This is a genomic window from Mycobacteroides chelonae CCUG 47445 (genome assembly GCF_001632805.1).
In the GTDB taxonomy this organism is placed as follows: Bacteria; Actinomycetota; Actinomycetes; order Mycobacteriales; family Mycobacteriaceae; genus Mycobacterium; species Mycobacterium chelonae.
Window position 1 is genome coordinate 4,634,378 of record NZ_CP007220.1, and the last position, 25,651, is coordinate 4,660,028.

Consider the following 25,651-nt stretch of genomic DNA (forward strand, 5'->3'; position numbering starts at 1 on the left):
GTCACAGCCCCGTCCGCGGGAAGAGCATGATGTACAGCTGGCTGATGGCGACATTCACGATCATCAGCAGCAGGATCGATTCCACGACCGCTGCGTTGACGGAGTTGGCAACACCGATGGGTCCACCCTTGGTGGACAAACCCTTCTGGCACGCCACCACCGCCACGATGGCGCCGTAGATGATCGCCTTCAGAACCGCCAGAATCATGTCGCCGGGCGTCGCGAACGAGGCGAACGTGGACACGAAGCTGCCCGGCGCACCGTTCTGCCAGTAGACGTTGAACAGGTACGCGCCGAGAAACCCGACGAAGCAGACGATTGCCGTGAGCGCGACGGCGATCATGATGGCGGCCGCGAAGCGGGGCACCACCAGCCGCCGGATCACCGATACACCCATGACCTCCATGGCGTCGGTCTCCTCACGCATGGTGCGCGAGCCCAGGTCTGCGGTAATGGCCGAACCCACGGCCGAGGCCATCAGCACCGCGGCGACCAGCGAGGCCGCTTGGCGGATGATCGCGATGCCACTGGCGGCGCCCGCCAACGAAGTCGCACCCACTTGGCCTGCAAGTAGCGCGAATTGGATCGACAGCGTGACACCGATCGGCAGTGTCACCAGGATGACCGGCGTTACGGCCGTCGCGGCCTGGAATGCACCCTGCCGAACGAACTCCTGCCATTGGAATTGCCCGGTGAACAGGTCGACAAAGAACCATTGAATGGTGCGCACGCCCAGCATGAACTGCTCACCGACCGTGCTCAAGGATTCCAGCGGGTGACGCCTGACGTACCCGGTCGCCCAGTCCTCGATTGCCGCGACGCCGTCTCCCGCAGCGACTCCGGTTTCCGACCCGCTCACGGCCGACACTGGCGCAGCGCCACCCCTAGTCCAGTGGGACCAGACGCATGAATCGTCGCACCACGCATTCCAGACTCCTCGTCGACCCGATATTCGCTGGGCGCCAAGGGCTGCGGCGCCAATGTGCGTTGACGCTAGATGATGAAGCGTTAATTTAACAGTTGGTAATATCCTAAATCACACCGATCGGTGTACTGTGTCGTGGGTCACAGGTAATGGTCATGTGCGGCCGGGACCGTCCCGAAGCGCGCGTTCAACGCGCCGAATTACATTGGTGAAAAGCCCTTTTGGCATAACGTGTGCCCGCTCACAGGCCTACTCAACGGACGCGCCATCCTTGGCTGGCCGTCCGCGGAGTGCGGTCTCGATCATTGCGTTCTGAGCCATAAACGCGGGTCCGGGAGCCGCAGGTCACAGTCGCGCTGATCTGTCAATGTTTGCTGAAGTAGCGCGCGCCGACACTAACCGGTGGAAGCACGAACGCCGGAGAGCCCTATTCGTCCAGTCCGTGTTCGATGGCGTACCGCGTGAGTTCCACACGGTTGCCCAACTGCAGCTTGCGCAGGGTTGACTGCACATGGTTCTCGACGGTTCGGTGGCTCAGCGACAACCGCGTGGCAATCTGCTTGGCGCTCAAGCCCTTCGCCACCAGACGCAGTACCTCGGTTTCCCGTTCGGAGAGCCGCGGCGTGTCGTCGCTCTCGGTCGCCGGAGCGCTCGACATCCGCCGAAACTCTCCGAGCACCAGCCCGGCCAGCCCCGGAGTGAATACCGCCTGCCCCTTGGCCGTCGCCTTCACGGCATCGATGAGCTCGGTGGCAGACGCGCTCTTGACCAGATACCCCGTGGCTCCGGCTTTGACCGCTTCCAGCACGTCCTCGCGTTCAGCCGAAGCCGACAGCACCAAGATGTGGCTCCCCGGAGAGGCCGCGAGTACTGCGGCGGTTGCCTGTGCTCCGTCACCGTCTGTCAGCTGCATATCCATCAGCACCACATCGGGTCTCACTGTCGCGGCAATCCGTCCAGAGGAGGCAACCCCGTCGGCAGTGGCCACAACCCGCAGCCCCGCAGCCTGCAAGTCGCGAGACACCCCATCGCGCCACATGGGATGGTCATCGACAACCATCACCGAAATCTGCTCGCTGTCAATGTTTTCCGGATGTTCGGTCACAACCCCGCCTCCTGCGACTTGGGCACCGTGATCTCCCATTCGGTGCCTGCGCCCGGCGCTGTCTCCAGCAGGACAGCCCCGCCCAGATCAGCTACCCGACCCAGAATCGATCGGGATACCCCCATCCGCCCCTCACGTTCTGCCTGATCCAGCCTGCCGTCGGCGATACCACTGCCGTCGTCGCGCACCGTCACGACCACCGAATCCTCGAGATCTTCGACAAGCACGTAGGCATGTGCCTGCGGCCCGGCATGCAAGGCCACATTGGACAGCGCGCTACGCACCACGGCCGCCAGCTCGCTGGCCATGTGCTGACCGATGAGCACCGGAGAGCCCGGCGCCGAGACCGAGACCGCGGTACTGGCCTGTGTACGCAGCAGTGGACGCAGATCGACCAGTTCGTCGTCGGCCGACATCGTCTGAGTGGCGCCCGAGATCAGCTCCCGGAGCGCCACTTCCTGCTCGCCTGCGATGGTGGCCAGTTCCGCTGTCGGACCGCCGATCTCTGTGCCTCGCCGTTTCACGTAGGACAGCACCTGGAGCACCCCGTCGTGTACCTGCCGTGCGAGCCGTTCGCGTTCGATGGCCGCTGCGGCCGCACGCTCCGCGCGTCGCAGCTCATGGAAGGTGCGCTTCGCAGTGGTCGATGCGGCGCCAAGTGCAAGCCCCACCACCACCAAGGCCGGCATGGTGGAATCGAGCCACAGCGCACTGACGGATAGCCCACGCGCGGCGATGCTGATGGCGGCCAGAACGAACCCCGATATGACGCCGGCGAGCTGCCCGCGCAGCAGCGCCATGGACACCACCGCATTGGCCACCCACAGCGTGGTCGGCAGCGTCTGATGTCCGCTGTACCACTGCACATCGACTACCAGCCGCCCGGCAAGCATCAGCGCGATGACTACCACCTGATCACAGAGCACCAGCTGCCAGCGACGGAACCAGTTGCGCGACAGAGCAACTGCCGCGAATCCAGTCCATATCGCCATGCCTGCGTACAGTGCCCAGCTCAGTGCTTGCCGGTCGTAATGGGTGTAGGAGGTCAGCTGTGAAGCCAACAGCGCATACCCGAAACTCGCCAGTCGGAACACCTGCGCGGCACGCCACAGCGATGCCGTCGGATCGTTACCGCTCACCCAACGTGGGACGGTTCCGTGTCCGGATGCCATAACGGTCCGTCAGTCCTTGGGCGGAGCCGGGCCCAATTCCGGCACACCGTTGCCTGGACCGGCGCCGACCGCGGGCGGGCCCCCGTCCGGCACCATCTCTGGGTCGAGGATTTCCGCTTCCTCTTCTCCTTCAACCAGATACGGATCGGCGGAATCCTCGGGTTCGATGAGGGCCCGGATCGCGGTGTTGAGCACCGCAACGGTCGGGACCGCCAGAAGTGCGCCGATGATCCCGCCCAGTACGCCGCCCGCAGCGATCGACAACACCACCGCCAGCGCGTGGATCTGCACCGCATGGCCCATGATGAGCGGTTGCAGCACATGGCCTTCCACCTGCATTACCACGATCACGATGACCAAGATCATCAACGCGGTAAAGGCTCCCTTGGTGATGAGTGCGATGAATACCGCCACAAACCCGGATATCGCCGCACCGATGATCGGGATGAATGCACCCAGGAAAACCAGCGAGGCCAGTGGAAGCGCGAGCGGCACACTGAAAGCCGCGAGGCCCACGCCGATACCGATGGCATCGACCAGGGCCACCGCGACCGTGGCGCGCACATAGCCGATCAGCGAACCGAAGCCGAGGACACCGGCACGACGCACCCGCGGCCGCACCGCCGCCGGGAAGATTCGGGTGACGAACTCCCAGATCTCCTTGCCGCCGTACAGGAAGAAGATGGTGGTGAACAAGGTCAACACCGCACCGGTAATGATCTCGGTGACCGTGGTCGCCGTCGCCAGCGCCCCGCTGGTGACCCTCCCTTGGTTGTCCTTGATGGCGTTGACCAGAGCATCGCCGGCCTTGCCGATCTGATCCTCACTGACGTGGAACCGACTATGGATCGCCCAGTTCTTCAGTGACTCGATGCTGTTGGTCAGCTGTGTCGACAGGTCCGGCAAACCCTTGATGAACTGGTCCACCACAAAAGTCAGGATCCCGCCGACCGCCGCCGTACCGGTCAGCATGACCACGACGACCGCCAGCGAACGCGGAACCTTATGCCGCTCAAGGTAGTTGACCGTGGGAACCAGCAGCGCCGAACCCATCAGGGCGAGCAGCAACGGGATGGTGATCGTCTTGAGATGCCAGAACAACCACAATGAGGTGAGCCCGAAGGCAAGCAGCACCAGCAGGCGCCAAGCCCATGCCGCCCCCTTGCGCACATACGGATGAACCGACTCGGCTGCGTCAGCGTGCGTCATGCGCCGAGCGTAGCCGCGATGAGCCGCTTGCGCGAAGAGCTGAACAATTCAGCAACTATCCCTTCGGCGCAGGCTCGGCGAGTACCTCGGTCAGCCACTTCACGACGAGCTCGGGCTGCTCGTCGACGATGAAGTGACCACAGTTGGGCACCTCGGTGATGTTCAGATCGTCGGCGTGGTCTTTGAAGCCGTCAAGCAGCGACGGGTGCACGGCGACATCGTCGAGCCCGAACAGCACCCGGACCGGCATCGCGAGTTTCTGATCGTCGTATGGGCCGCGTGCCAACCGGGCGAATTCCTTGCCGACCATCGACCGGTAGATCTTGGATCCGGCCACCCGGCGGTCGCGGTCACGGAAACAGCCTCGGAAGAAGTCCACCGATTCCTTGGGCATGCCGCTACGGCGGATGAACCACCACAGGGTCGGCGACAGGTGCGACAGCGGTCCGACGACGGGAGCTCCCACCACGAGCTGATAGGCCAGCTTGTGGGCATGCCTGGCGACGCGTCCCGGCTCCTGCCACACCGGCGGAATGTTGAGGATGGCCAGCCGCTTGATCCGCGACGGCGCCTTCAGGGCCACCAGCTGCGCCGTCCAGCCACCCCAGTCGTGTCCGACCAGATCGAAGGATTCGAGCCCCAGTGCATCGGCCGCGGCCAGCACATCGGAGGCGAACTGCTCCTTCTCATAGCCCGCCGGAGCGACCTCGCTCCACCCGGCGCCACGAAGATCGATGGCGTGCACCCGGTATCCGGCATCGGCCAGGGCGGGAATCACCTTGTGCCACATCCACCAGTTCTCGGGCCAGCCATGCAACAACACGACCGGTCGTCCATCCTGCGGTCCGGCTACGGCGACGTGGATCTTCACGTCCCCGGCTTGCACATATTCGTGGGTCACGCCCTCGAGGACGGGCATGCTGCGCTGCGTCATGAACCGAACCCTACCGCGCAGTAGGTTCCGTGGCGCGAGCGCGGCCTCTGCATACGCATCCGTAAGACCTGCAAGAACTGGCATGCTTCGTCATAGCGGACGGATAAGAGTACAAGTGAAGTAGACCGATCGGAATACCTGGGTGATGGAACGGCTGCGCGAATGGTTTCGGGCCATGCATGTGCTGGGCCCCCGCTGGACGGTGTTCGTGGCATCGATGGTCGGCATCAATGCCGCCACCCTGCTGTTGCTGTTCTACTTTCTGCGCCATTGGATGCCGTTCAAACGGCCGGCCGACGACTGGGTCTTCGAGAACGGTCCCCCGCTGTTCTGGCTTCTGTTCGGAGTCATGATCGTCACCAGCGTGGGCTGGGCACTGCACATGGAACACCGGCTTGCCCGCTGGTACTGCCGAGGCGGGCCGCCCACCGCGTTGGAGTTACGCACCGCGTTGACCGCACCCCTTCAGCAGTCGCTACTGCACCTCGGTGGTTGGGCCATCGGCGCGGGAGTGTTCATCGCGGTGGGCGCCATGCACGACTCCAAGTGGACTCTGGCCACCATCATCGGGTGTGTGCAATCGGCGACGGCCAGCTTCGGCCTCACCTACTTACTCGGTGAGCGCATCCTGCGCCCCATCGCAGCCAAAGCGTTGAGCGCCAGCGAGTTTCACGGACGATTCGCCCCCTCTGTATTCGTCCGAGTCCGCCTGAGCTGGTGGATCGGCACACTGGCGCCGGCCATCGGGATCATCGCGTTGTGCGGCATGGCCCTCTGGAAGCCGGAGGACTTGACCTCCACGCGCGACCTTGCCCTTACCGTCCTGCTTATCGTCTCGACCACCCTGGTCGGCAGTTACGGGCTCGCCCTGCTTACCGCCGGACAGTTGGCCGACCCGGTGCGCCAGCTGCGCACCGCCATCAGCGATGTGGCGCAGGGTGACTTCGAGGCGCGCGTCGACGTCTACGACGGCAGCGAGCTGGGCGTCTTGCAGGCCGGATTCAACCGGATGATGCAGGTGGGTGAGGAACGTCGTCAGCTGCGCGAACTATTCGGTAAGCACGTGGGTGCCGACGTGGCGAGCCAGGCCCTGCAGCTGGGTACCAACCTCGGCGGCGAGAACCGTTATGTCGCAGTGTTCTTCGTCGACATGATCGGTTCGACGTCGATGGCTTCCGACCGCGACCCCGAAGAAGTACTCACCATCCTCAACGACTTCTTCCGCATCGTGGTGGAAGTGGTCGACAGCCGCGGCGGCTTCGTCAACAAATTCGTCGGCGACGAAGCACTATCGGTCTTCGGCGCCCCATTGCACCGCCCGGATGCCACTACCGCCTGCCTCGCGGCGGCCCGAGAACTGCGCGACCGGCTCAACGAGGATTTCCCCCATCCCTTCGAATTCGCCATCGGGGTCTCGGCCGGACTGGCGGTCGCCGGGAACGTCGGCGCACCCGAACGCTATGAGTACTCGGTGATCGGCGACCCGGTGAATGAGGCTTCGCGACTCACCGAGCTCGCCAAACACCGGCCCAGCCGCCTGCTCGCCTCCACAAATGCGCTCTATTTCGCCGACCCCGATGAACAAAAACACTGGGATCATGGCGACTCTGTGCTGCTCCGGGGCCGCACCAGGGCGACACACCTAGCGTGGCCTGCGGGAACCTGAAAGAAGTGGCCAGTCCGCGCCGTTACTGTGGTGCCCGTGCCCGATGACCGTGACCCACTCGACGGCGGCTGTACGCCGCCCGAAGGAAGCGGTCCGGCCCAGTGCCCGGACGATCCCGAAGCGGATACCGCGCCCCAACCCGTCATCAAGCAGCGGGGAAAGTACTGGTGGATCCGCTGGGCGGTCCTCGTGGTCCTCGCCATCGTGCTCGCGGTGGAAATCGGATTCGTCTCTGATCAGCTGGCATCGGCCTGGCGCAGCCTCAAGACGGCCAACCCGTGGTGGGTGCTGGCGGCAGCGTTCGCGGCGATGGCCTCGATGCACAGCTTCGCGCAGATCCAGCGCACGCTGCTGCGTTCGGCGGGCGTGAAGATACGTCAATGGCGCTCTGAGGCCGCTTTCTACGCCGGCAACGCGTTGAGCACCACGTTGCCCGGCGGACCCGTGCTCTCGGCCACCTTTATCTATCGGCAGCAGCGGCTCTGGGGGGCGACCCCGGTCGTGGCCTCCTGGCAGTTAGTGATGTCCGGGGTGCTGCAGGCGGTGGGTTTGGCGATCCTGGGATTGGGCGGGGCGTTCCTGTTGGGTGCCAAAACCAACCCGTTCTCGCTGATCTTCAGCATCGGCGGACTGTTGGCCATCTTGCTCTTGGCGCAGGCGGTCGCATCGCGACCGGAGATGCTCGACGGCATCGGCGTGCGAGTCCTTCGCTGGGTCAACGATGTCCGCGGTAAGCCGCCGATGATGGGGGTGGCGCGCTGGCGCGAGATCCTCAAGCAGATGGAAGCGGTGACGCTGACCCGGCGAGCCCTCGGCGAGGCGTTCGGCTGGTCGCTGTTCAACTGGATCGCCGATGTGGCGTGCCTGGCCTTCGCGGCCTACGCCGTGGGCAGCCGCCCCTCCCTGGTCGGTGTCATGGTCGCCTATGCCGCGGCGCGGGCCGCAGGTTCGCTCCCACTCATGCCCGGTGGCCTACTGGTGGTGGAGGCCTTCCTGGTTCCCGGTCTGGTGTCCTCCGGGATGACCCTGCCCGACGCGATCTCCGCCATGCTCATCTACCGAGCGGTCAGCTGGATCTTCATCTCCGCGATCGGCTGGGTCATCTTCTTCTTCCTCTTCCGCAACGAGAGCCAGATCGACCCCGACGCCACGCCGAGCCCATCCAAGGAGCCCGAGCCCGGGCCTGACGCCCGTCCCGCCGACCCTCCAAAAAATTCTTCCGATCCTCCGAAATAAAGCGGACTGTGGTCCGGTTGGCATGAATGTCCTACCCCAACTTTGAGGAGCATTCATGACCACCACCACGCCAGTTCTCGCCCCCGGAACCTGGACCATCGACCCGGTTCACTCAGACATCAGCTTCTCCGTACGCCACCTGGGCGTTTCGAAGGTTCGCGGCTCGTTTACCGACTTCAGCGGTGACATCACCGTCGCCGAGGACGGCACTCCCTCGGTATCGGCCACCATCAACGTGGCCTCTGTCGACACCCGCAACGACCAGCGCGACGGCCACCTGCGTTCGGCCGACTTCTTCGACACCGACAACCACCCCACCGCCACCTACCGGTCCACCTCGGTGCGCGCCGACGGTGACGACTACATCGTCGACGGCGAACTGACCCTGCACGGCGTCACCCAGCCGGTCTCGCTGAACCTGTCGCTGGAGGGCGTCGGCCACGGAGCACAGGGTGGCGCTGTCGCCGGCTTCGAAGCCGGCGCCGAGATCAACCGCGGCGACTTCGGCGTCACCGGCGGTGCCGGACTGGTTGGCGAGAAGGTCACACTGACCTTCAACATCGAAGCCGGGCACCCGGAGGCACCCTCCAACTGACCGCCGCACGGCACCCGCTACGGTCGGGGAATGCCCAGCGCGCAAGAGAATTCGTCGCCCCAAGCGCCGGTGACATCCGTACTGCTCTCCCTGGTACTGGATGTCATCGGCGTCTTGGTCTTCTGCACCATCGGCCGGCGCAGCCACGCCGAAGGCATCACGCTGGTGGGTGTGTGGGAGACGGCGTGGCCATTCTTGTCGGGCGCCGGAGTCGGTTGGCTGCTGAGCCGTGGTTGGTCGCGTCCGACATCCGTCGCCCACACCGGCATCGCGGTGTGGGTCTGCACGGTGCTGTTCGGGATGATCTTGCGCCGCCTGAGCAACCAGGGCGTGGCGTTCAGCTTTGTCATCGTCGCCTCGCTGGTGACTGCCCTATTTCTGCTGGGATGGCGCGTCATCGCGAACCGGCTTGTCGGAACAGCCCGCAGCTGATCAATAAATAGCGAGCCGCCGTCAGGATCTCGTCAACGCGCTTGGATACACGGCCGGCGCCCCCGCAAGCTGGCTGTATGGAAGGTCTCGCCGCCGTGCTGGTGCCCCTCGCCGGTTATGCCGTAGTGCTGCTGTCGGTGCGGTATCTCAACCGCCACGATGACATCTCCCCCGCGGCGGGCCCGGAAGCCCTGACCCACTAACCCCCCAAACACCGAGTGCGAGCCTCGCGCGGATATCTCCAGGGAAATCCGCGCCAGACTCGCACTCGAATGACGTATGTGCCCTTAGACGCGCGGACCGGGGGCGGGACCTGTGCCCACCGGGCCGGCCGGAGCCGGAGCGGTGGCGGCAGGAGCCGGTCCGGGCGCGGGACCGGGGCCCTGCGGGAAGCTGGCAGCCGGTGCCTGGTTCTGAATCGCGGACTGCACTGCCGGGTTCTGCACGAGAGCCTGTGCGGCCGGGTTCTGCGCCACCTGCTGTGCTGCCGGGTTCTGCGACAGCGCGGTCAGCAGCGCGGGGTTGACGCCCATCGCGGCCGGGTTCAGTCCGCCACCGTTGACCACCTGGGCCAGGTCCAGGGGCAGACCGCACTTGGTGCGCAGGTCATTGAGCGGTGCGGCGATGCCGCCGAGCGAACCGGCCACATCAGGCCGCGACACCAGATAACTCTGCGTCTTCGCGGCGATCTGGTCCTGCGGGGCGGCCTTGATCTCGGTGAAGGCCGCGTCCACATCCGGATGCTGCTCCAGGTAGCCCGCAGCGTTCTGCACCACGTTGCCGACGGTCTTGGTCATCTTGCTGGCCTGGCATCCGTCCGGCGTGGGTGTGGCCGGAGTCACCGTCGCCGCAGCGGGTGCGGCGGCGTTCGGGGCGGGTGCCGGTGCGACGGGAGCCGCCGGAGCCGGGGCGGGGACCGGGGGGATTGGTTCGGCCGCGGCAATCGGTGCCAGGGCGCTCATCGCGAGCCCGCCAGCGAGAACACCTGCGCTCAGCAAGCCGTAGGCCGTGCGCCGCGAGGTTGTGGCTGACATGACATTCCTCCTACTTGGTTGGGGGATTACAGCCAACGTATCGAAATTCGGCGCCATTTCGAAACACGCACGCGCGTAGTGACCAGAGCGTTACCCACTCTTTATCGTCGGCCAGATTCTGAATTTCAAGATCCTATTTTTGGATCAGCACAACGTTGCCAGGGAGCGCGAAAAGCATGTCCAGCCACCACTGGTTTTTCGCCAAGGCAGGTTGTTAGTAAACGTGTCATCGCAGGTTGCCGGGATATATACAGACAGGGGGCGAGGTTGGTCGCGTTGCTGTAGCATCACGACCACGCCACAGGAGACTGCGTGCGTCACACCGAACGACAGGAACCATCGTGCAGTCAGTCATGATGCGCACCAGCGACTACCTTCGCAGGTATCGGTGGTTGACGGTCGCTGTCTGGCTGATTCTTATTGCCTCCGCGGTGGGCCTGGTGGCCAGTCATGGAGAAAAGCTCACCGGTGGTGGTTTCGAGGTCGCCGGTTCACAGTCGCTGAAGGTGCACGACGCGATGGAGACCGGGTTCCGTGATCACGGCGCCTCCCCGCTGGCGCTGGTCGCCGCGCCCCGGCCCGATGCGACCGTCGCCGATATGACCGCCGCCGTCGACTACCTCAAGCAGGTGGCGGCGCAGATCCCTCAGGTTTCGGTCGAGCCCATCCCCCCACAGCTGACCCCGCAGCCGGATCGTCCGTTCGTCGTGACCCTGCGGATCGGCTTCGATAACACCGGCGCGACCGACATCGCCAAGGACCTTCGCAAGAAGATAGGTGTGCACGGCGGCGAGCCCGGGCAGATCGCCGGGGGCCGGGTATCCCTCTATGTCATCGGCCAAGGTGCGCTGGGCGCCGCGATGACCGAACAGATCGCCGGGGACATCAAGCAGGCCGAGAAGTGGAACATCCCGGTCATCCTGATCGTGCTGATCGCCGCATTCGGCTCCCTGGCCGCGGCCTCGCTGCCCCTGCTCCTGGGCCTGTGCACGGTCGCATTGAGTGTCGCGATCGTCCTCGCGCTGTCGAACATCACCACTATCTCGGTATTCGCCCTGCCGACGGTGACCATGATCGGCCTCGCCGTCGCGGTGGACTACTCCCTTTTCATCCTCATGCGATACCGCGAGGAGCTGAACTCGGGGAAGAACCGGCAGGAGGCGATCGCCGCGGCCATGGCCACCTCCGGGCTCACCGTCACATTCTCCGGCCTGACGGTGATCGCCGCACTTACGGGCATCTACTTGATCGGAACCCCCGCGTTGGCATCGATGGCCTCCGGCGCCATCATCGTCGTCGCGATCGCCGTTCTCAGCTCCACCACTCTGATGCCCGCGCTGCTCGCCATCTTCGGTAAGGCCGCGGCCAACCAGTCCCGACTCCTGCGTGCCTCACCGCTGCGCAAGCATTCAATTCCATTCTGGCGCAAGTGGACCCAAGAGGTCATGCGCAGGCCCTGGCTATCCGCGCTGGGCGCTTCGATTTTCCTGCTCGCACTGGCCGCACCGAGCCTGCATATGCAAGTCTCCAATAGCATGTTGCGCCAATTCGATTCGTCGCATGAGATCCGCCGGGGCATCGACGCTGCGGCCGTCGCGATGGGACCAGGTGCGCTCGGACCGGTGCAGATACTGCTCACCTTCGACGGCAACGCGCAAGATCCTCAGCATGCGCAAGCCCTTGAGAACGCGAAGGAGACAATCGCGCAGGCCCCCAACATCGCGCGGGTCACCGATCCGATCTTTTCCACGGGTGGGCATGACGCGCTGATCTCGGCAGTGCTGTCGGTAGACCCCGAGGCAAACGCCGCCCGCGACACCGTCAGCTGGCTACGCACGAATGTGCCCGACGCACTCAAGAATTCGGGTGCCGATATCAGCGTCGGCGGGCCTACCGCGTTGCTGTTCGACTACGACAACAGGGTGGAACACGCACTGTTGGGAGTGTTCGCTTTCGTCTGTGTCCTCGCATTCGTCATGCTGCTGGCCACGCTGCGTTCACCGGTGCTGGCGCTCAAGGGTGTGGTGATGACGGTGCTCTCGGTCGCCGCCGCCTACGGCAGCCTGGTGATCGTCTTCCAATGGGGATGGCTGGAATTCCTGGGCTTCCACAAGGCCAACATCGACAGCAGCATCCCGCCGTTAGCGCTCGCACTGACCTTCGGTCTCACCATGGACTACGAGATCTTCCTGCTGGCACGCGTGCGCGAGCGCTATCTGCGCACCGGTGATTGCGCCGACGCGGTCTCGTTCGGCGTACGGACAAGCGCGCGCACCATCACCAGCGCGGCGCTGATCATGATCGCGGTGTTCATCGGATTTGCGTTCGCCGGAATGCCGTTGGTCGCACAGCTGGGCGTCGCGTGTGCGGTGGCCATCGCCGTCGATGCGACGGTAGTGCGCTTGGTGCTGGTACCGGCGCTGATGGCGATGTTCAACCAGCGCAACTGGTGGCTTCCGGGTTGGCTGGATCGGGTACTGCCCACTGTGGATTTCGAAACCCCGTGTGTCGACGAGCTTCCGGGCCCGCATACCGAGAGCGCGCTGCGACTTCAGGGATCCGGGCTCGAGGAACCGCGTATTGATTACCACGCCATCGCTGTCTCGGCGGCCCGGCTCAAGCGACTCGCCGATGGCGGCACCGTCACCGCACCCGACGCCCAGTCGGTGCTCGTGGACCGCTGGCGTGACAACTTGACTGTGGCGCTGGAGGCACTGCAGGCCGGCAAAAACGGAACCGATGCCGACACCGTCGCCATGCCAGGCCCCCTCTCACGGGTGACACCGGTCGAAATCACCCAGGTAAAGCTGCCGACAGGGCAAAAGTGTGTGGTGCCCACCGACGCTGAAGCACTGCGCATGCAAGGACTGTTGTTGATGCGCCGCAACGCCGAACGCGATTACACCGAGTTCGCCCGGCTCGCTTCGCTGATGGAACCGCAGACCGCGGCAAAGGTCCTCGCCGGTCTCGATCAGCATTACTGTGTACAGTCCAATCAGAGGTGGGTTTCCAGTCAGCTGGTGCGACGGCTCGCTGACCCGAAGCCCGGTGACGGCTCAATGGAATGCCCCACGGTGCGCAGGCAGTGCCTGTCCGTGGCGGTGGCGATGTTGGAGGATGCGAGGTGACGGTCACGAGCGACGCTCCAGCCGTCTCACCCGAAGTGCCCGACGAGCCTTCGGGTTCCGGTGACATCGGCTCCAATTCCGCTCACACCGAGCAGCCGGGGCGCAGTGACAAGCCGGTCACCCACTGGACCACCTCCGAGATACTCGATGCCCTGCAAAGTGGCGACCTTTCCGATTGGCAGGCGATCGTCCACGCGCTCAAGCGCGATCCGTTCGGACGAACCGCACGCCAGGTAGAGGAAGTCGTGGGCGCCGATGAGCTCTACGGCATTTCGACCGTGCTGCAAGAAGTCCTCACCCGGGCGCGCGACAACCTTGCCGAAGCCGAACAACGAGAAGCAGCCAACGAGATCAACCTGCTGTTCGAGGCATCCGGTCTGCGCCAGGCCGAGTTTGCTTCCCGCATAGGTGTTTCAAGTGGCGAACTCTCCTCGTACCTGGCGGGCACAACCAGCCCCTCGGTCGCGATGCTGGTGCGGATGCGCCGGGTCGCCCGGCGGTTCGGGCGCACCCGTCCCCGCGGATAGCCGCCAGGCACATCGCGTTACATCCGGGTACCTGCGTAACCAATGTCAGTTCCCTGAGAGCTGTCCGATCGTTATGGCAGCCCGCCTGAAATCGGCCTAACCTCGTGCCATGACCGACGAGACGAAAACCGACGAACCTACCGGCGCCATTTCGACGGCCGCGCCCCCGCCCGCACCGACGGCTCATGCGGGAGCTCCGAAGCCTCCCCCCACCAATGTCGGCTGGGCAGTGGCCTCCATTGTCTTCTTCTGGCCGTTGGCGTTCAGCGCATTTACCAATGCATTGAACGTCACCCAGTACTGGCTCACTGGCCAGTACGACCGCGCGCAGGAATCCTCGGACCGCGCCAAGCTCCTCGGCAAGATCGCCTTGCTGACCGGCCTGGTACTGCTGTTCCTGTTCATCGCCTTCCGTATCGCATGCGCCATTTGGTGGCACACGCATGGTGGCGGCGGTGGCGGTTGGGGGCACCACGGCGGCTGGCATCGCACCTGGGATGACGACGGATGGAACGGCCCAGGCCCGATGGGCCGTCCCGGTCGCGACAACTAGTTAGAAGTCATCGGGTGCACTAGGTGCAACGGGCCAGCCGAATGCAATGGCGGCCCGTTGCACCGCGCCTGCTCGAAGTTCTCTGACCAAACCTGCCCTGGCCAACGCCTGCAGGCTCACCCCACCCATGTAGGCGGACCCGAGATCGCGCACGGTCAACGCGATATCGGCGTCCGCCGTGGTGATTTCGCAGCTCGCACCAGTCAGACTGCCGCGCAGACGGTAGCGTTCCGAATTCTCTGGCAGGAATTCATCGGTGACCTCCAGCACCACGTCCACCTCGGTGGCGTAGCGCCGTTGCGACAGCGCCTTCGCAACATCAACCAGTCGCACGTGGATCGCATCGCTCACAGTGCATTCCAGGGCCGAGTGGTTGGCCACCAGGTAACGCAGCTCCTCATGCACCGATGCGCCGTGGTATTTGATCTTGCGCACCAGATCCATATCCAGCAGGTAACGCCACGTCCGGGCGTACGCGCGCGGGTTGGCACCCAGCACCTCGTGCACATGCAGCTCCGCGTCGGGGCCCGCGTCGCCCCACCCCGGCTTCGGCCGATAGATAGCGAATCCGCTGACTGTTCCATCGGATTCGTAATGCAGGACGAAGCGGATCTTGCCGGACTCCTTCTGGCGTTCCTCGTTATCCAGCGTCCAAATCGCCCACCACTCGGGCGTACGGGACATTTGGCCGGGTAGTTCGGCGATGGCGTCGTCATACACAGCCGGCGCCGATGCCAGGAAGGTGGCGGCGTCTACCTCCTCCAGGGTGCCGTCGCCTAGATCCACATCCGGCCGGAAAGCCAGCTCCTTGACCCGGCCAGACAATTCCGCGGCTTCCGTCGCGACTCCATAGCCAAATCGGCCGTAGATCAACGCTTCCGAGGCGAACAGCATGGCGATGGCCTCACCGCGCGAGCGGACGTCCTCCAGTTGCCGGCGCATCATCGTGGTCAACAGCCCGCGGCGCCGATGCGTTGGCGCCACGGTGACCGCGGTGATGGCGGCAACCGGTGCGACCGTTCCGCCCGGTAGCACCACGTGACGGCTGTATGCACCCGCCGTCGCCACCCACTTGCGTCCGTTGTGGAATCCGATCATCCGGTCCAGCTCGGTGAACTTGCGGCTAGCCTCTATCTCATCCTGCTGGGGATCCTGCAGGAACACGGAGTACGCGAAGCTCACGTACGACTGGTAGTCGTCCTCGTCTTGAATGGTGCGTAGGGTCAGCTCAGACACATACCCATGTCTACCGTGCCATGCCAGGACCTGTCACTTGAGTTTTCGGCGTGCTACGGGTCAGGAGGAAAGGAACCGCGGTGTGGACTGCCCCCGATGACACGGCAATCGCCGAGATACTGCTGGCAACAAAGACCATTGCCATCGTTGGAGTTTCGGCCAATCCCGACCGGCCGAGTCACGGCGTCTACCGCTATCTGGCCACACACAGTCCTTACCGAATCTTCTTGGTGAATCCGACGATCTCCGAGCTCGACGGTCAGAGGGTCTACCCGAGTCTTGCGGCGCTGCCGGAGACACCCGACCTCGTCGATGTGTTCCGCCGCCGCGAGGAATTGGCGGGCATCACCCAAGAGGCCATCGACATCGGTGCACGCACACTCTGGTTCCAGCTCGATCTCGTCGATATCGACGCCGCGAACAAGGCCACCGATGCTGGGTTGCAGGTTGTCATGGACCGCTGTACCGAAATCGAATTCGCTCGTATCAGTTCGCGTTAGCCCCTGGGCGGCCGCGCGCCGATCCGGTCGATCGGTGCGATGTTGTCCACGAGCCAGCGGCCATCACGTTTGGCAAGGGTCATCCGCAGCGCCAGCACCGACTCTTCGGGTTGCGTTTTTGCGGCAACGCTCGTGCGTCGCACCAGGGCGGCGGTCACGGCGTCTTCGGGTCCGAGGGCTTCGATACCCACCGAGATGATCTCACCCTGCTGCGAGATTCCCTTGGCCTTGAGCTCGGCAGTAGCCCTGTCGAAGTCACGCGTGAAGGATTGCCCCTGTCCTTCCGTCATATGCTCGGTGGCCTTGCGCACGTACGAATCCGGACTACCCGGGGCGAAATTCACCACCGCCTCGGCCACCGCCGCGACGACGCCGGTCACGGACGCGCGGTCCGCGTTCCCCTCGCGGTCGGGAATCGTCCAATGCCGGTATCCCACGACCGCAACCGACAGCACCGAAATCGTGGCCAGTGCGACGATCCCGGTACGCAGGGCCGGTCCGTCATCGTCGGTGCCGACGGTCACCGAATCACGTCGGGCCAGATAGGCGTTCACGGCCAACCCTTGAGCGATAAGCAGACATGATGCCGTGCACACCACCACCCACCAGGTGGGCCAGCGCAGTATCACGCCAAGCTCGACAATCGCCAGCATCGTCACGAACGGCACCAATAGGTCAAAGATGATGACCCGCAGTACATTACGGCTCATCGCAGCAGCTCCAGACCAGTGACCAGCAACTGGTCCCCAACCTTGGACACCGCAAGCCGGAGGTGCCATTGATTGATCTTCGGGGCGGCATTGGCATCGCGCGTCACGGACGTGGCCACCACCATGACGCGATCCACCCGCTCCACGGAAGGCAGGCCGATGTCCTCATCGGGAATTCTCGCGCCGACCCTGTCCATGGCCACCGCATCGATCTCTCCCGCCGCGTCGGCATCGACCGTTCGCGCGAGCTTCACGACGCCCGCGAGCATCTCCCCCAGATGATCACTCAGCTGCCCAGCAGTACCGTCCTGCAGCATCTGCACACTGGAGTCGACATTGCCCTTCTTCATGTTGATCAAGGTGTTGACCCAGGTCACCGCGGTATCAAGCACGCGGGAGTCGTAGCGGTCGCGGGCCGCTTGGCTGCGATGGCCGGCGACGATGAAGACCGAAAGCACCAGAGCGACAACCGTGATCGCGCCAAGAACGGCCGACAGCACGCCGTACCGGGAGACGACGGGTCCGTCTGCACTGCCTTGGCTGGTCGCCGGGGCCTCTTTGCTCACGGGCCTCACCCTAGCGACCCATGCCACCATGGACGGGTGACGACAGAATCCGTGCTGCCAAAATCCGGTATCGACCTGAGCTACCGCGACGAATCCATCCGCCCGCAGGATGACCTGTTCGGCCACGTCAATGGGCGCTGGCTCGCCGAGTACTCCATTCCAGCCGACCGTGCCGTCGACGGAGCGTTCCGAACTCTGTTCGACCGCGCCGAGGAGCAGGTGCGCGGCATCATCACGGAGGCCGCCGACTCGGGTGCACCCGAAGGTACCGAGGCGCAGAAGATCGGCGACCTGTTCACGAGTTTCATGGACATCGAGACCGTGGCAGCTGTCGGCCTGGCACCGCTTCATCAGGAGCTGGAGGGGGTCACCTCGGCTGCCGATGTCACCGCACTGGCCGCTGTCATGGGTACGTTGCAGCGGGCCGGCGCCGGCAGCGGGGTGGGCTGCTACGTGGACACCGATGCCAAGGATTCCTCCCGCTACCTCCTGCACATCAGCCAGTCCGGCCTGGGCCTGCCTGATGAGTCCTACTACCGGGAAGAGCAGCACGCGGCGACGCGCGAGGCGTATCGCACCCATATCGCCGCCATGTTCACGCTCGTGTACGGCGAGGGTGACCACGCCGATACCGCCGACCGAATCCTCGCGCTGGAGACCAAGATCGCCGCAGGACACTGGGACGTCGTGAAGCGGCGCGATGCCGAGCTGAGCTACAACCTGGTGCGGTTCGCGGACCTGGAGCACACCGCCCCCGGATTCGATTGGGACGGATGGATCTCCGGGCTGGGCGCCACCACCGGCCAAGTCACCGAACTGGTGGTGCGACAGCCCGACTACCTGACCGCCTTCGCGAGCCTCTGGGCCACGGAGCCGTTGAGTGATTGGAAGCTCTGGGCAAGCTGGCGACTCATCTGCGCCCGCGCGGCGTACCTCACCGAACCGCTGGTGGCAGAGAACTTTGACTTCTACGGACGCACGTTGTCCGGTACCGAGCAGATCCGCGACCGCTGGAAGCGCGGTGTCGCGGTGGTCGAGTCACTACTCGGCGAGGCCGTGGGCCAGCTCTATGTCTCGCGCCACTTCCCGCCGAACGCCAAGGCGCGCATGGAGGTTCTCGTCGACAACCTGCGTGAGGCCTACCGGGTCAGCATCACCGACCTGGAGTGGATGACGCCGGAGACCCGTGAACGTGCCCTGCAGAAGCTCGACAAGTTCACCCCCAAGATCGGCTACCCCGCCACATGGCGTGATTACTCGACTATCGCCATCCGGCGCGATGACCTGCTGGGGAATGTCCGGCGTGCGACAGCCGCCGAGTGCGACCGCGGACTGGCCAAGTTGGCCGGACCCGTCGATCGCGACGAGTGGTTCATGACCCCGCAGACGGTGAACGCCTACTACAACCCAGGAATGAACGAAATCGTCTTTCCCGCAGCGATTCTGCAGCCGCCCTTCTTCGATGCAGACGCCGATGACGCCGCCAACTACGGCGGCATCGGTGCCGTCATCGGCCACGAGATAGGTCATGGATTCGACGATCAGGGTTCCAAGTACGACGGCGAGGGCAACCTGGTCAACTGGTGGACCGATACCGACCGGGACGAATTCGGAGTGCGTACAACGGCGTTGATCAAACAGTACGACGAGTTCGTCCCCCGCGAGCTCTCCGATCAACACGTCAACGGTGCGTTTACCGTCGGTGAGAACATCGGCGATCTGGGCGGTCTCTCGATCGCACTACTGGCCTACGAGATCTCGCTGCGCGGCATCCCCGCCCCCGTCATCGATGGACTCACCGGAGCACAGCGGGTCTTCTTCGGCTGGGCGCAGGTGTGGCGCACAAAGGCCCGCGAGGCTGAGGCCATTCGGCGGCTGTCGGTAGACCCGCACTCCCCGCCTGAATTCCGCTGCAATGGCGTGGTCCGCAACATCGACGCGTTCTACGAAGCCTTCGAGCTGAGCGCCGAGGACGAGCTGTTCCTGGATGCCGATCAGCGCGTACGCATCTGGAGCTGAGCTCCCACAACGAGAAAGCCCCCGGCCAGTGGCCGGGGGCTTTCTCGTGCGCTAGGGAGATCTAGAAGCGCTGCCAATCGTCGTAGCCGTCGTAGTCCTTGTACGGGCCACCGGGCGAGTTCTTCACGATCACCGGATCACCAGGGTGGGACTGGTTGAAGTACCAGGTCGCGTTCTCGGTGCTCAGGTTGATGCAGCCATGGCTGGTATCACTCTTGCCCTGCTGGCCGACCGACCACGGTGCGGCGTGGACGAAGATGCCGGAGTTGGACAACCGGGTGGCCCAGTAGACGTCAAGCTTGTAGCCCTCGGCCGAATTGACCGGCACTCCATACGTTGACGAGTCCATCACCATCTTCTGGAACTTCTCGCTGACGTAATACGTGCCGTTCTTCGTCTCGTGCTTCTTGTCGTGCTTACCCATCGACATCGGCATGGTGCGTTCCACCACCCCGTTGCGGGTCACCGTCATCGTGAACGTTGCGTCATCGATCGTGGACACGAATGCGTCACCGACCTTGAAACTCCACTTGGTCCCGCCGGCGTTCACGTTCACATCGGTGTTCGCGGGCCAGAACTGGGTGGGCTTCCAGCGCAGCTGCTGATCGGTGTACCAGTAGAAGTATCCCGGTGCGGGCTTCGACGTAGTGATCTTCACGGCGGCCTCGGCGGCCTTCTTGTCTGTCACCGGAGCCGCGAAGACGATCGTCACCGGCTGAGCCACACCAACGACATCGCCATTGTTGGGCGAGTTCTTCAACAGGCCCACCGGTAGCGGCGGCACATCGCCCGTCGGAGGCGCCCCGGGAGGCGGCGTGGTCGGCGCCGGAGCCGGCGGAACCTCGCCGGGAGGCGGCGCGTCAGGCGCGGGTGGCGGCGGCAGCTCCCACGGCAGCGGCGGGGGCGGCGGTAGCTCGAACGGCGGCGGTGGGGGTGCCGGTTCCTGAATACCCGGATCGCCGGGGTCACCCGGCTCTGCGAGGGCAGGAATCACGCCAGCACCCAGCAGTCCTGCAACACAGATACCGCTGATGAGGGCGCGCCGGGACCAACGAGTTAAGACAAGCATGCTCACTCCTGTAGACGCGACACATCCAGTGTGTCATAGGGTTCGTCGCCACCAGGCAACACGATGTTTCACTGGTTCAAGAAAATACGTCTTGACCAGGCCTTATCGCCGTTGATTAGAAAAGGTCACATTCATAACCCCGTGGGGGTACCTGATGTGACTCAGCGCGCTGGGCGACCGTCGCGGACGCCCAGCTCACCCAGCCAGCTAAGTACTCCGACAGGCTACCGGCTCAACGCACGGGCGATGAGCATCAGCTGCACCTCGCTCGTGCCCTCGCCGATCTCGAGGATTTTGCTGTCGCGATACTGGCGGGCGACCGGAGACTCGTTCATGAATCCGGCGCCCCCGAAGATCTGGGTGGCATCCCGCGCGTTGTCCATCGCCGCCTCGCTGGCCACCAGCTTGGCAATCGAAGCCTCGGTCTTGAACGGCTTTCCGGCCAGCAGCAGCGCGGCAGCGTGGTAGTAAGCCAACCGGGCCGTGTGCGCGCGCGCCTGCATCCGGGCGATCTTGAACGACACCGACTGATAGTCGATGATCGCGCTACCGAAGGCCGGGCGGCTGCTGGCGTACCGCAGGCTTTCGTCGACGCATCCCTGTGCTGCCCCGGTTGCCAATGCCGCGATGGCGATTCGCCCCTCATCGAGGATCCGCAGAAATCCCGCGTAACCACGACCACGCTCACCCAACAGATTCTCGTAGGGCACCCGCACATCGTCGAAGCTCAGCGGATGCGTGTCCGAGGCATTCCAACCGACCTTGTCGTACCCGGGTTCGACGGTGAATCCCGGCGCGCCTGAAGGTACGTGAATGACCGAGATCTCCGGCGATCCGTCCGTCGAACGTCCGGTCACTGCCGCAACACCCACCACCGCGGTGATATCGGTTCCGGAATTGGTGATGAATGCCTTGGAGCCGTTGATGACCCAGCTGCCGTCATCCTCGACTGCCCGGGTACGAATCGAGCCAGGGATGTCGGTGCCGCCACCGGGCTCAGTCAAACCGAAGGCGGCCAGGGATTTTCCGGAGGCGAGCGCCGGAAGCCAGCGCTGCTTCTGCTCCTCGTTCCCAAATCGATAGATCGGCATGGCCCCTAGCGACACGGCTGCCTCGAGGGTGATGGCCACACTCTGGTCCACCCGGGCCAGTTCTTCCAGCGTCAGACACAGCGCGAAGTAGTCACCACCCATTCCGCCGTACTCCTCGGGGAAGGGCAGACCGAACAGCCCCATGTCACCCATCTGCGCCACCACCGCGTACGGGAAGGTCTTGGTGGCGTCATGATGGGCGGCCACCGGCGCCACCACCGAATTGGCAAATTCTTCAACGGTTTTACGTAGCGATTCGTACTCGTCGGGCAGTTCCGCGGTGCTAAATGTCATGCCTTCCCCTCCTCGGGGTTGATAACGGGATGGATGGTGGCCAGGAGTTGGTCGACGGCCACTTGGTCGCCGACGGCCACCGCGACAGTCACGGTGCCGGCGATCGGTGCGCGCAGCGTGTGTTCCATCTTCATGGCCTCGACCACCACCACCGGGGCGTCGCGCTCGACAACGGCACCCGTGTTCACCGACACCACCCGTACGACCCCGGGCATCGAGCTCCGGATTTCGCCGTCCTCGTCTTCACCATCGTGATGCCGCAACCGGGGTTCCGGCGCGATATCGGCGTGCCAGGTTCCTTCGTCGGTGGCGATCCACGCCGCGCTGCCGGTCTGTGCCGCGTTCGCTCGGTACAGCTGGCCGGCGAATTCGACGCTCACCTGTCCCGTGGCGCGATGCGCCCTGGCAGAAGTGCGCTCGCCGTCCCCGATGCTGACCTCGGCCACCGGGTCACCCCAGAGCTGGACCAGTTCGATGGCCTCTCCGATGCGCAGCCGGTACGAACGCGGCGCGTGTTCGCCAATACGCCACCCGGACTTGCTGTTCCACAATGTTCCGGATTCCGATTCGCCGTCCAGCAGGGCCGCCGCAGCCACCCACACCCAATGCGGAACGACCGGCGGATGGTATTCGGACGCGATCTTGTCGAGCAGCGCCGTGTCGATGTCGCCCGAAATCACGACGGGATTCGTCACCAGCGCGCGCAAGAAATCGGTATTGGTGCCCACGCCGAGTATCCGGGTGTCGGCGAGCGCCTGGTCGGTGTCGGCCAGTGCGGTGGCACGGTCGGCCGCGTGCACAATGACCTTGGCCAGCATCGGGTCGAATCGTGAACCCACCACCGAACCAGTCGACAATGCCGTGTCCGTGCGCGCGCTACTCGAAAAACGGGCCAGCGCAACCGTTCCTCCGGTCGGAAGGAACTCACGCGCCGGGTCTTCGGCGTACACCCGCGCTTCGATCGCATGGCCGCTCAGCGAGATCTGTTCTTGTGTCAACGGGAGCCGTTCACCGGCCGCGACGAGAATCTGCCACTGCACCAGGTCGATCCCGGTCACCATCTCGGTAACCGGATGTTCCACCTGAAGCCGCGTGTTCATCTCCATGAAGTAGTAGGACTCGGGAGCATCGCTGTCCAGAATGAATTCGACGGTTCCGGCGCCGAAATATCCAACACTGCGGGCGATCTGGCACGCGGTCTCGCCCATCGCGGCCCGCAGCTGCGCAGTCAGCAGTGGCGAAGGTGCTTCTTCGATCACCTTCTGGTGCCGCCGCTGCAGACTGCACTCACGCTCGCCCAGGTGCACCACGTTACCGTGGGTATCACCGAAGACCTGAACCTCAATATGCCTGGGGCGGGCCAGATAACGCTCGACAAGCAAGGTGTCGTCACCGAAGATCGCGGTGGCCTCGCGCCGGGCTGCGATCAGCGCATCGGGCATCTGCCTCAGATCGTGCACCACCCGCATGCCCTTGCCACCGCCGCCCGCGGACGGCTTGATGATCAGCGGGGTCCCGATCTTCTCGGCGGTGACCACCAGCTCTTCATCCGAGAGTGCACCGACGCTGCCCGGCACAACCGGCTCGCCGGCCGCGGCGACGGTGTCCTTGGCCCTGATCTTGTCGCCCATCGCGTCCATCGCTTCGGCGGGCGGCCCGACGAAGACGATGCCCGCCGACTCACACGCACGAACGAAATCGGCATTCTCCGAGACGAATCCGTATCCGGGGTGCACAGCGTCGGCACCCGCCTGTTTGGCGGCGCTGATGATCGCGTCGATGTCGAGGTAGCCCGCGGATTCCGCACCGAGGTACACCGCGGTATCGCAGGCATCGAGATGATCGGTGTCCCCGTCGGTGTAGACGGCGATCGATCGAATCCCCATGGCTCGCAACGTGGATGCGATGCGTACCGCGATCTCGCCGCGGTTGGCGATAAGCACTGAACGAATCACTGGCCGCACCTTCTGTTTTTCGTGTAGACACTCATCACTACATCCGGAAGACGCCATAGGAAATGGGTTCAAGTGGTGCGTTGGCGCAGATTCCGAGCGCCAGCCCGAGCACCGTACGCGTATCGGCGGGGTCGATCACTCCGTCGTCCCAAAGCCGCGCCGTCGAGTAGTACGGATTACCTTGCCGTTCATACTGTTCACGTATGGGCGCCTTGAACGCTTCCTGCTCATCCTCGGTGAACTCCTTGCCCGACGCCGCGCTTTGATCGGCGCGCACCGTCGCAAGCACCGAGGCGGCCTGCTCACCGCCCATCACCGAGATGCGTGCGTTCGGCCACATCCACAGGAATCGCGGCGAGTACGCGCGTCCGCACATCGAGTAGTTGCCAGCCCCGTAAGAGCCACCGATGACCACCGTCAGCTTGGGCACACGTGCGCACGCCACGGCGGTGACCATCTTCGCCCCGTGCTTGGCGATACCGGCGGCTTCGTAATCGCGACCCACCATGAATCCGGAGATGTTCTGCAGAAACACCAGCGGAATGCGCCGCTGATCGCACAGTTCGATGAAATGTGCAGCCTTCATGGCACTTTCAGCGAACAGCACCCCGTTGTTCGCGATGATTCCGACCGGGTGCCCGTGCAGCCGCGCGGTTCCCGTGACGAGCGATTTTCCGTACTCGGCTTTGAACTCGGTGAAGGTGCCGCCGTCCACGAGCCGCACGATCACCTCGTGGACGTCGTAGGGGATGCGCGGATCGGTGGGCACCACGTCGTACAGGGTGCCCGGATCGCGCTCTGGGGCAATTGTTTCGGTAACCGGCCAGGGCGCCTCAACCTTGGGCGCCAGCGTCGACACGATGCGGCGCACGATCCGCAACGCGTCCTTGTCATCGGCCGCCAGGTGATCGGTCACACCCGAGGTACGCGAATGCAGGTCGCCGCCGCCGAGCTCCTCGGCGGTCACCACCTCACCCGTGGCGGCCTTCACCAGCGGCGGACCACCCAAGAAGATCGTGCCCTGTTTGCGCACGATGACGGCTTCGTCGCTCATCGCCGGCACATACGCGCCACCGGCGGTGCAACTGCCCAGCACCGCGGCGATCTGCGGAACTCCCTTGGCGCTCATGGTGGCCTGGTTGTAGAAGATCCTGCCGAAGTGCTCGCGATCCGGGAACACCGCGTCTTGCTTGGGCAGGAAGGCGCCACCGGAGTCCACCAGGTAGATACAGGGCAGCCGGTTCTGTAGCGCGATTTCCTGGGCGCGCAGGTGCTTCTTGACCGTCATCGGGTAGTACGTGCCGCCCTTGACCGTCGCATCGTTGGCGGCAATCACGCATTCGCGCCCCGAGACACGGCCGATACCGGCGATCATGCTGGCCCCGGGCGCGTCGTCGTCGTACATGCCGTTCGCCGCCAGCGGTGACAACTCCAGAAACGGGCTGCCCGGGTCAAGTAGCGCCTCGACACGGTCGCGCGGGAGGAGCTTGCCGCGGTCCACATGCCGTTGTCGGGACTGCTCATTGCCGCCGAGCGCGGCGCGTGCGAGCCGCTCCCGCAGCTCGGCAACCAGTCGAGCATGCTCGGCCCTGTTCTGCTCACCAACCAGAGTCATACCCAGCTCCGAAATCTGAAGTTTCAGTTAATGAGGATTAACTTGAATTAAGATAATCTCCATTAACTGATTTGTCTAGA

General features: G+C 64.3%; 23 protein-coding genes. 10 read left to right on the forward strand and 13 right to left on the reverse strand.

What is annotated here, in order from left to right:
• Window position 1: 1 nt before the first annotated feature.
• The 5 genes from BB28_RS22585 to BB28_RS22605 form a co-directional block, all read right to left on the reverse strand.
• Complete coding sequence (locus tag BB28_RS22585) at window positions 2-859, reverse strand: MlaE family ABC transporter permease (RefSeq protein ID WP_046256097.1); 858 nt, start codon at window positions 857-859, stop codon at window positions 2-4.
• Between the two features lie 493 nt (window positions 860-1,352).
• The gene (locus BB28_RS22590) at window positions 1,353-1,985 is read right to left on the reverse strand and encodes a response regulator (RefSeq protein ID WP_046256098.1); all 633 of its coding nucleotides are present in this window, start codon (window positions 1,983-1,985) and stop codon (window positions 1,353-1,355) included.
• 41 nt (window positions 1,986-2,026) lie between these two features.
• On the reverse strand, window positions 2,027-3,202 hold the full coding sequence (gene macS, locus BB28_RS22595) for a MacS family sensor histidine kinase (RefSeq protein WP_046255140.1): 1,176 nt from the start codon (window positions 3,200-3,202) through the stop codon (window positions 2,027-2,029).
• A gap of 9 nt (window positions 3,203-3,211) precedes the next feature.
• Window positions 3,212-4,411 (reverse strand): AI-2E family transporter, encoded by a 1,200-nt coding sequence (locus BB28_RS22600; RefSeq protein ID WP_046255141.1) that lies wholly within the window; start codon window positions 4,409-4,411, stop codon window positions 3,212-3,214.
• A gap of 55 nt (window positions 4,412-4,466) precedes the next feature.
• Complete coding sequence (locus BB28_RS22605) at window positions 4,467-5,345, reverse strand: alpha/beta fold hydrolase (protein WP_046255142.1); 879 nt, start codon at window positions 5,343-5,345, stop codon at window positions 4,467-4,469.
• A 142-nt stretch (window positions 5,346-5,487) separates the two neighbouring features.
• On the opposite strand from BB28_RS22605, the gene BB28_RS22610 reads away from it, so the two are divergent.
• The 5 genes from BB28_RS22610 (at window position 5,488) to BB28_RS25655 (ending at window position 9,477) form a co-directional block, all read left to right on the forward strand.
• Window positions 5,488-7,011, forward strand: a complete 1,524-nt coding sequence (locus BB28_RS22610) for an adenylate/guanylate cyclase domain-containing protein (protein ID WP_030097357.1) — start codon at window positions 5,488-5,490, stop codon at window positions 7,009-7,011.
• Between the two features lie 27 nt (window positions 7,012-7,038).
• The gene (locus BB28_RS22615; RefSeq protein WP_046255143.1) at window positions 7,039-8,247 is read left to right on the forward strand and encodes a lysylphosphatidylglycerol synthase transmembrane domain-containing protein; all 1,209 of its coding nucleotides are present in this window, start codon (window positions 7,039-7,041) and stop codon (window positions 8,245-8,247) included.
• A gap of 55 nt (window positions 8,248-8,302) precedes the next feature.
• On the forward strand, window positions 8,303-8,842 hold the full coding sequence (locus tag BB28_RS22620; protein ID WP_046255144.1) for a YceI family protein: 540 nt from the start codon (window positions 8,303-8,305) through the stop codon (window positions 8,840-8,842).
• Window positions 8,843-8,872: 30 nt separating this feature from the next.
• Entirely contained in the window at window positions 8,873-9,274 is a 402-nt protein-coding gene (locus tag BB28_RS22625; RefSeq protein ID WP_046255145.1) for a DUF3054 domain-containing protein, read from the forward strand.
• Window positions 9,275-9,351: 77 nt separating this feature from the next.
• A complete protein-coding gene (locus tag BB28_RS25655; protein ID WP_046255146.1) occupies window positions 9,352-9,477 on the forward strand; it encodes a hypothetical protein in 126 nt (41 codons plus the stop codon).
• Window positions 9,478-9,561: 84 nt separating this feature from the next.
• On the opposite strand, the gene BB28_RS22630 is transcribed toward BB28_RS25655, so the two are convergent.
• Window positions 9,562-10,308 (reverse strand): hemophore-related protein, encoded by a 747-nt coding sequence (locus BB28_RS22630; RefSeq protein ID WP_046255147.1) that lies wholly within the window; start codon window positions 10,306-10,308, stop codon window positions 9,562-9,564.
• A gap of 353 nt (window positions 10,309-10,661) precedes the next feature.
• Here BB28_RS22630 and BB28_RS22635 point away from each other — a divergent pair, with 353 nt between their 5' ends.
• From BB28_RS22635 to BB28_RS22645, 3 genes are all read left to right on the forward strand, one after another.
• Window positions 10,662-13,436, forward strand: a complete 2,775-nt coding sequence (locus BB28_RS22635) for an MMPL family transporter (protein WP_046255148.1) — start codon at window positions 10,662-10,664, stop codon at window positions 13,434-13,436.
• The gene (locus tag BB28_RS22640; protein ID WP_046255149.1) at window positions 13,433-13,963 is read left to right on the forward strand and encodes a helix-turn-helix domain-containing protein; all 531 of its coding nucleotides are present in this window, start codon (window positions 13,433-13,435) and stop codon (window positions 13,961-13,963) included. Before BB28_RS22635 ends, BB28_RS22640 begins: the two co-directional genes overlap by 4 nt.
• Before the next feature lie 109 nt (window positions 13,964-14,072).
• Window positions 14,073-14,516 (forward strand): CD225/dispanin family protein, encoded by a 444-nt coding sequence (locus tag BB28_RS22645; RefSeq protein WP_046255150.1) that lies wholly within the window; start codon window positions 14,073-14,075, stop codon window positions 14,514-14,516.
• Here the strand turns inward: BB28_RS22645 and BB28_RS22650 are convergent, their stop codons facing one another.
• On the reverse strand, window positions 14,517-15,752 hold the full coding sequence (locus tag BB28_RS22650; RefSeq protein ID WP_046255151.1) for a GNAT family N-acetyltransferase: 1,236 nt from the start codon (window positions 15,750-15,752) through the stop codon (window positions 14,517-14,519). It abuts the gene before it with no gap.
• A gap of 80 nt (window positions 15,753-15,832) precedes the next feature.
• On the opposite strand from BB28_RS22650, the gene BB28_RS22655 reads away from it, so the two are divergent.
• Window positions 15,833-16,252: a CoA-binding protein gene (locus tag BB28_RS22655; protein ID WP_046255152.1), complete on the forward strand. Its 420-nt coding sequence runs from the start codon at window positions 15,833-15,835 to the stop codon at window positions 16,250-16,252.
• On the opposite strand, the gene BB28_RS22660 is transcribed toward BB28_RS22655, so the two are convergent.
• Window positions 16,249-16,962, reverse strand: a complete 714-nt coding sequence (locus BB28_RS22660) for a hypothetical protein (protein WP_046255153.1) — start codon at window positions 16,960-16,962, stop codon at window positions 16,249-16,251. The genes BB28_RS22655 and BB28_RS22660 overlap by 4 nt on opposite strands.
• Window positions 16,959-17,438 (reverse strand): hypothetical protein, encoded by a 480-nt coding sequence (locus tag BB28_RS22665; RefSeq protein ID WP_046256099.1) that lies wholly within the window; start codon window positions 17,436-17,438, stop codon window positions 16,959-16,961. Before BB28_RS22665 ends, BB28_RS22660 begins: the two co-directional genes overlap by 4 nt.
• 126 nt (window positions 17,439-17,564) lie before the next feature.
• On the opposite strand from BB28_RS22665, the gene BB28_RS22670 reads away from it, so the two are divergent.
• Window positions 17,565-19,547 (forward strand): M13 family metallopeptidase, encoded by a 1,983-nt coding sequence (locus BB28_RS22670; RefSeq protein WP_046255154.1) that lies wholly within the window; start codon window positions 17,565-17,567, stop codon window positions 19,545-19,547.
• Window positions 19,548-19,608: 61 nt separating this feature from the next.
• Here the strand turns inward: BB28_RS22670 and BB28_RS22675 are convergent, their stop codons facing one another.
• The 4 genes from BB28_RS22675 to BB28_RS22690 all read right to left on the reverse strand — a co-directional run bounded on the left by BB28_RS22675 (window position 19,609) and on the right by BB28_RS22690 (window position 25,571).
• Window positions 19,609-20,616, reverse strand: coding sequence for a L,D-transpeptidase (locus tag BB28_RS22675; protein WP_046255155.1), 1,008 nt, complete (start codon window positions 20,614-20,616; stop codon window positions 19,609-19,611).
• Window positions 20,617-20,840: 224 nt separating this feature from the next.
• Entirely contained in the window at window positions 20,841-22,001 is a 1,161-nt protein-coding gene (locus tag BB28_RS22680; RefSeq protein ID WP_046255156.1) for an acyl-CoA dehydrogenase family protein, read from the reverse strand.
• Entirely contained in the window at window positions 21,998-24,013 is a 2,016-nt protein-coding gene (locus BB28_RS22685; protein ID WP_046255157.1) for an ATP-binding protein, read from the reverse strand. Before BB28_RS22685 ends, BB28_RS22680 begins: the two co-directional genes overlap by 4 nt.
• A complete protein-coding gene (locus BB28_RS22690) occupies window positions 23,994-25,571 on the reverse strand; it encodes a carboxyl transferase domain-containing protein (protein ID WP_046255158.1) in 1,578 nt (525 codons plus the stop codon). The genes BB28_RS22685 and BB28_RS22690 overlap by 20 nt, the downstream gene beginning before the upstream one ends.
• Window positions 25,572-25,651 lie beyond the last annotated feature (80 nt).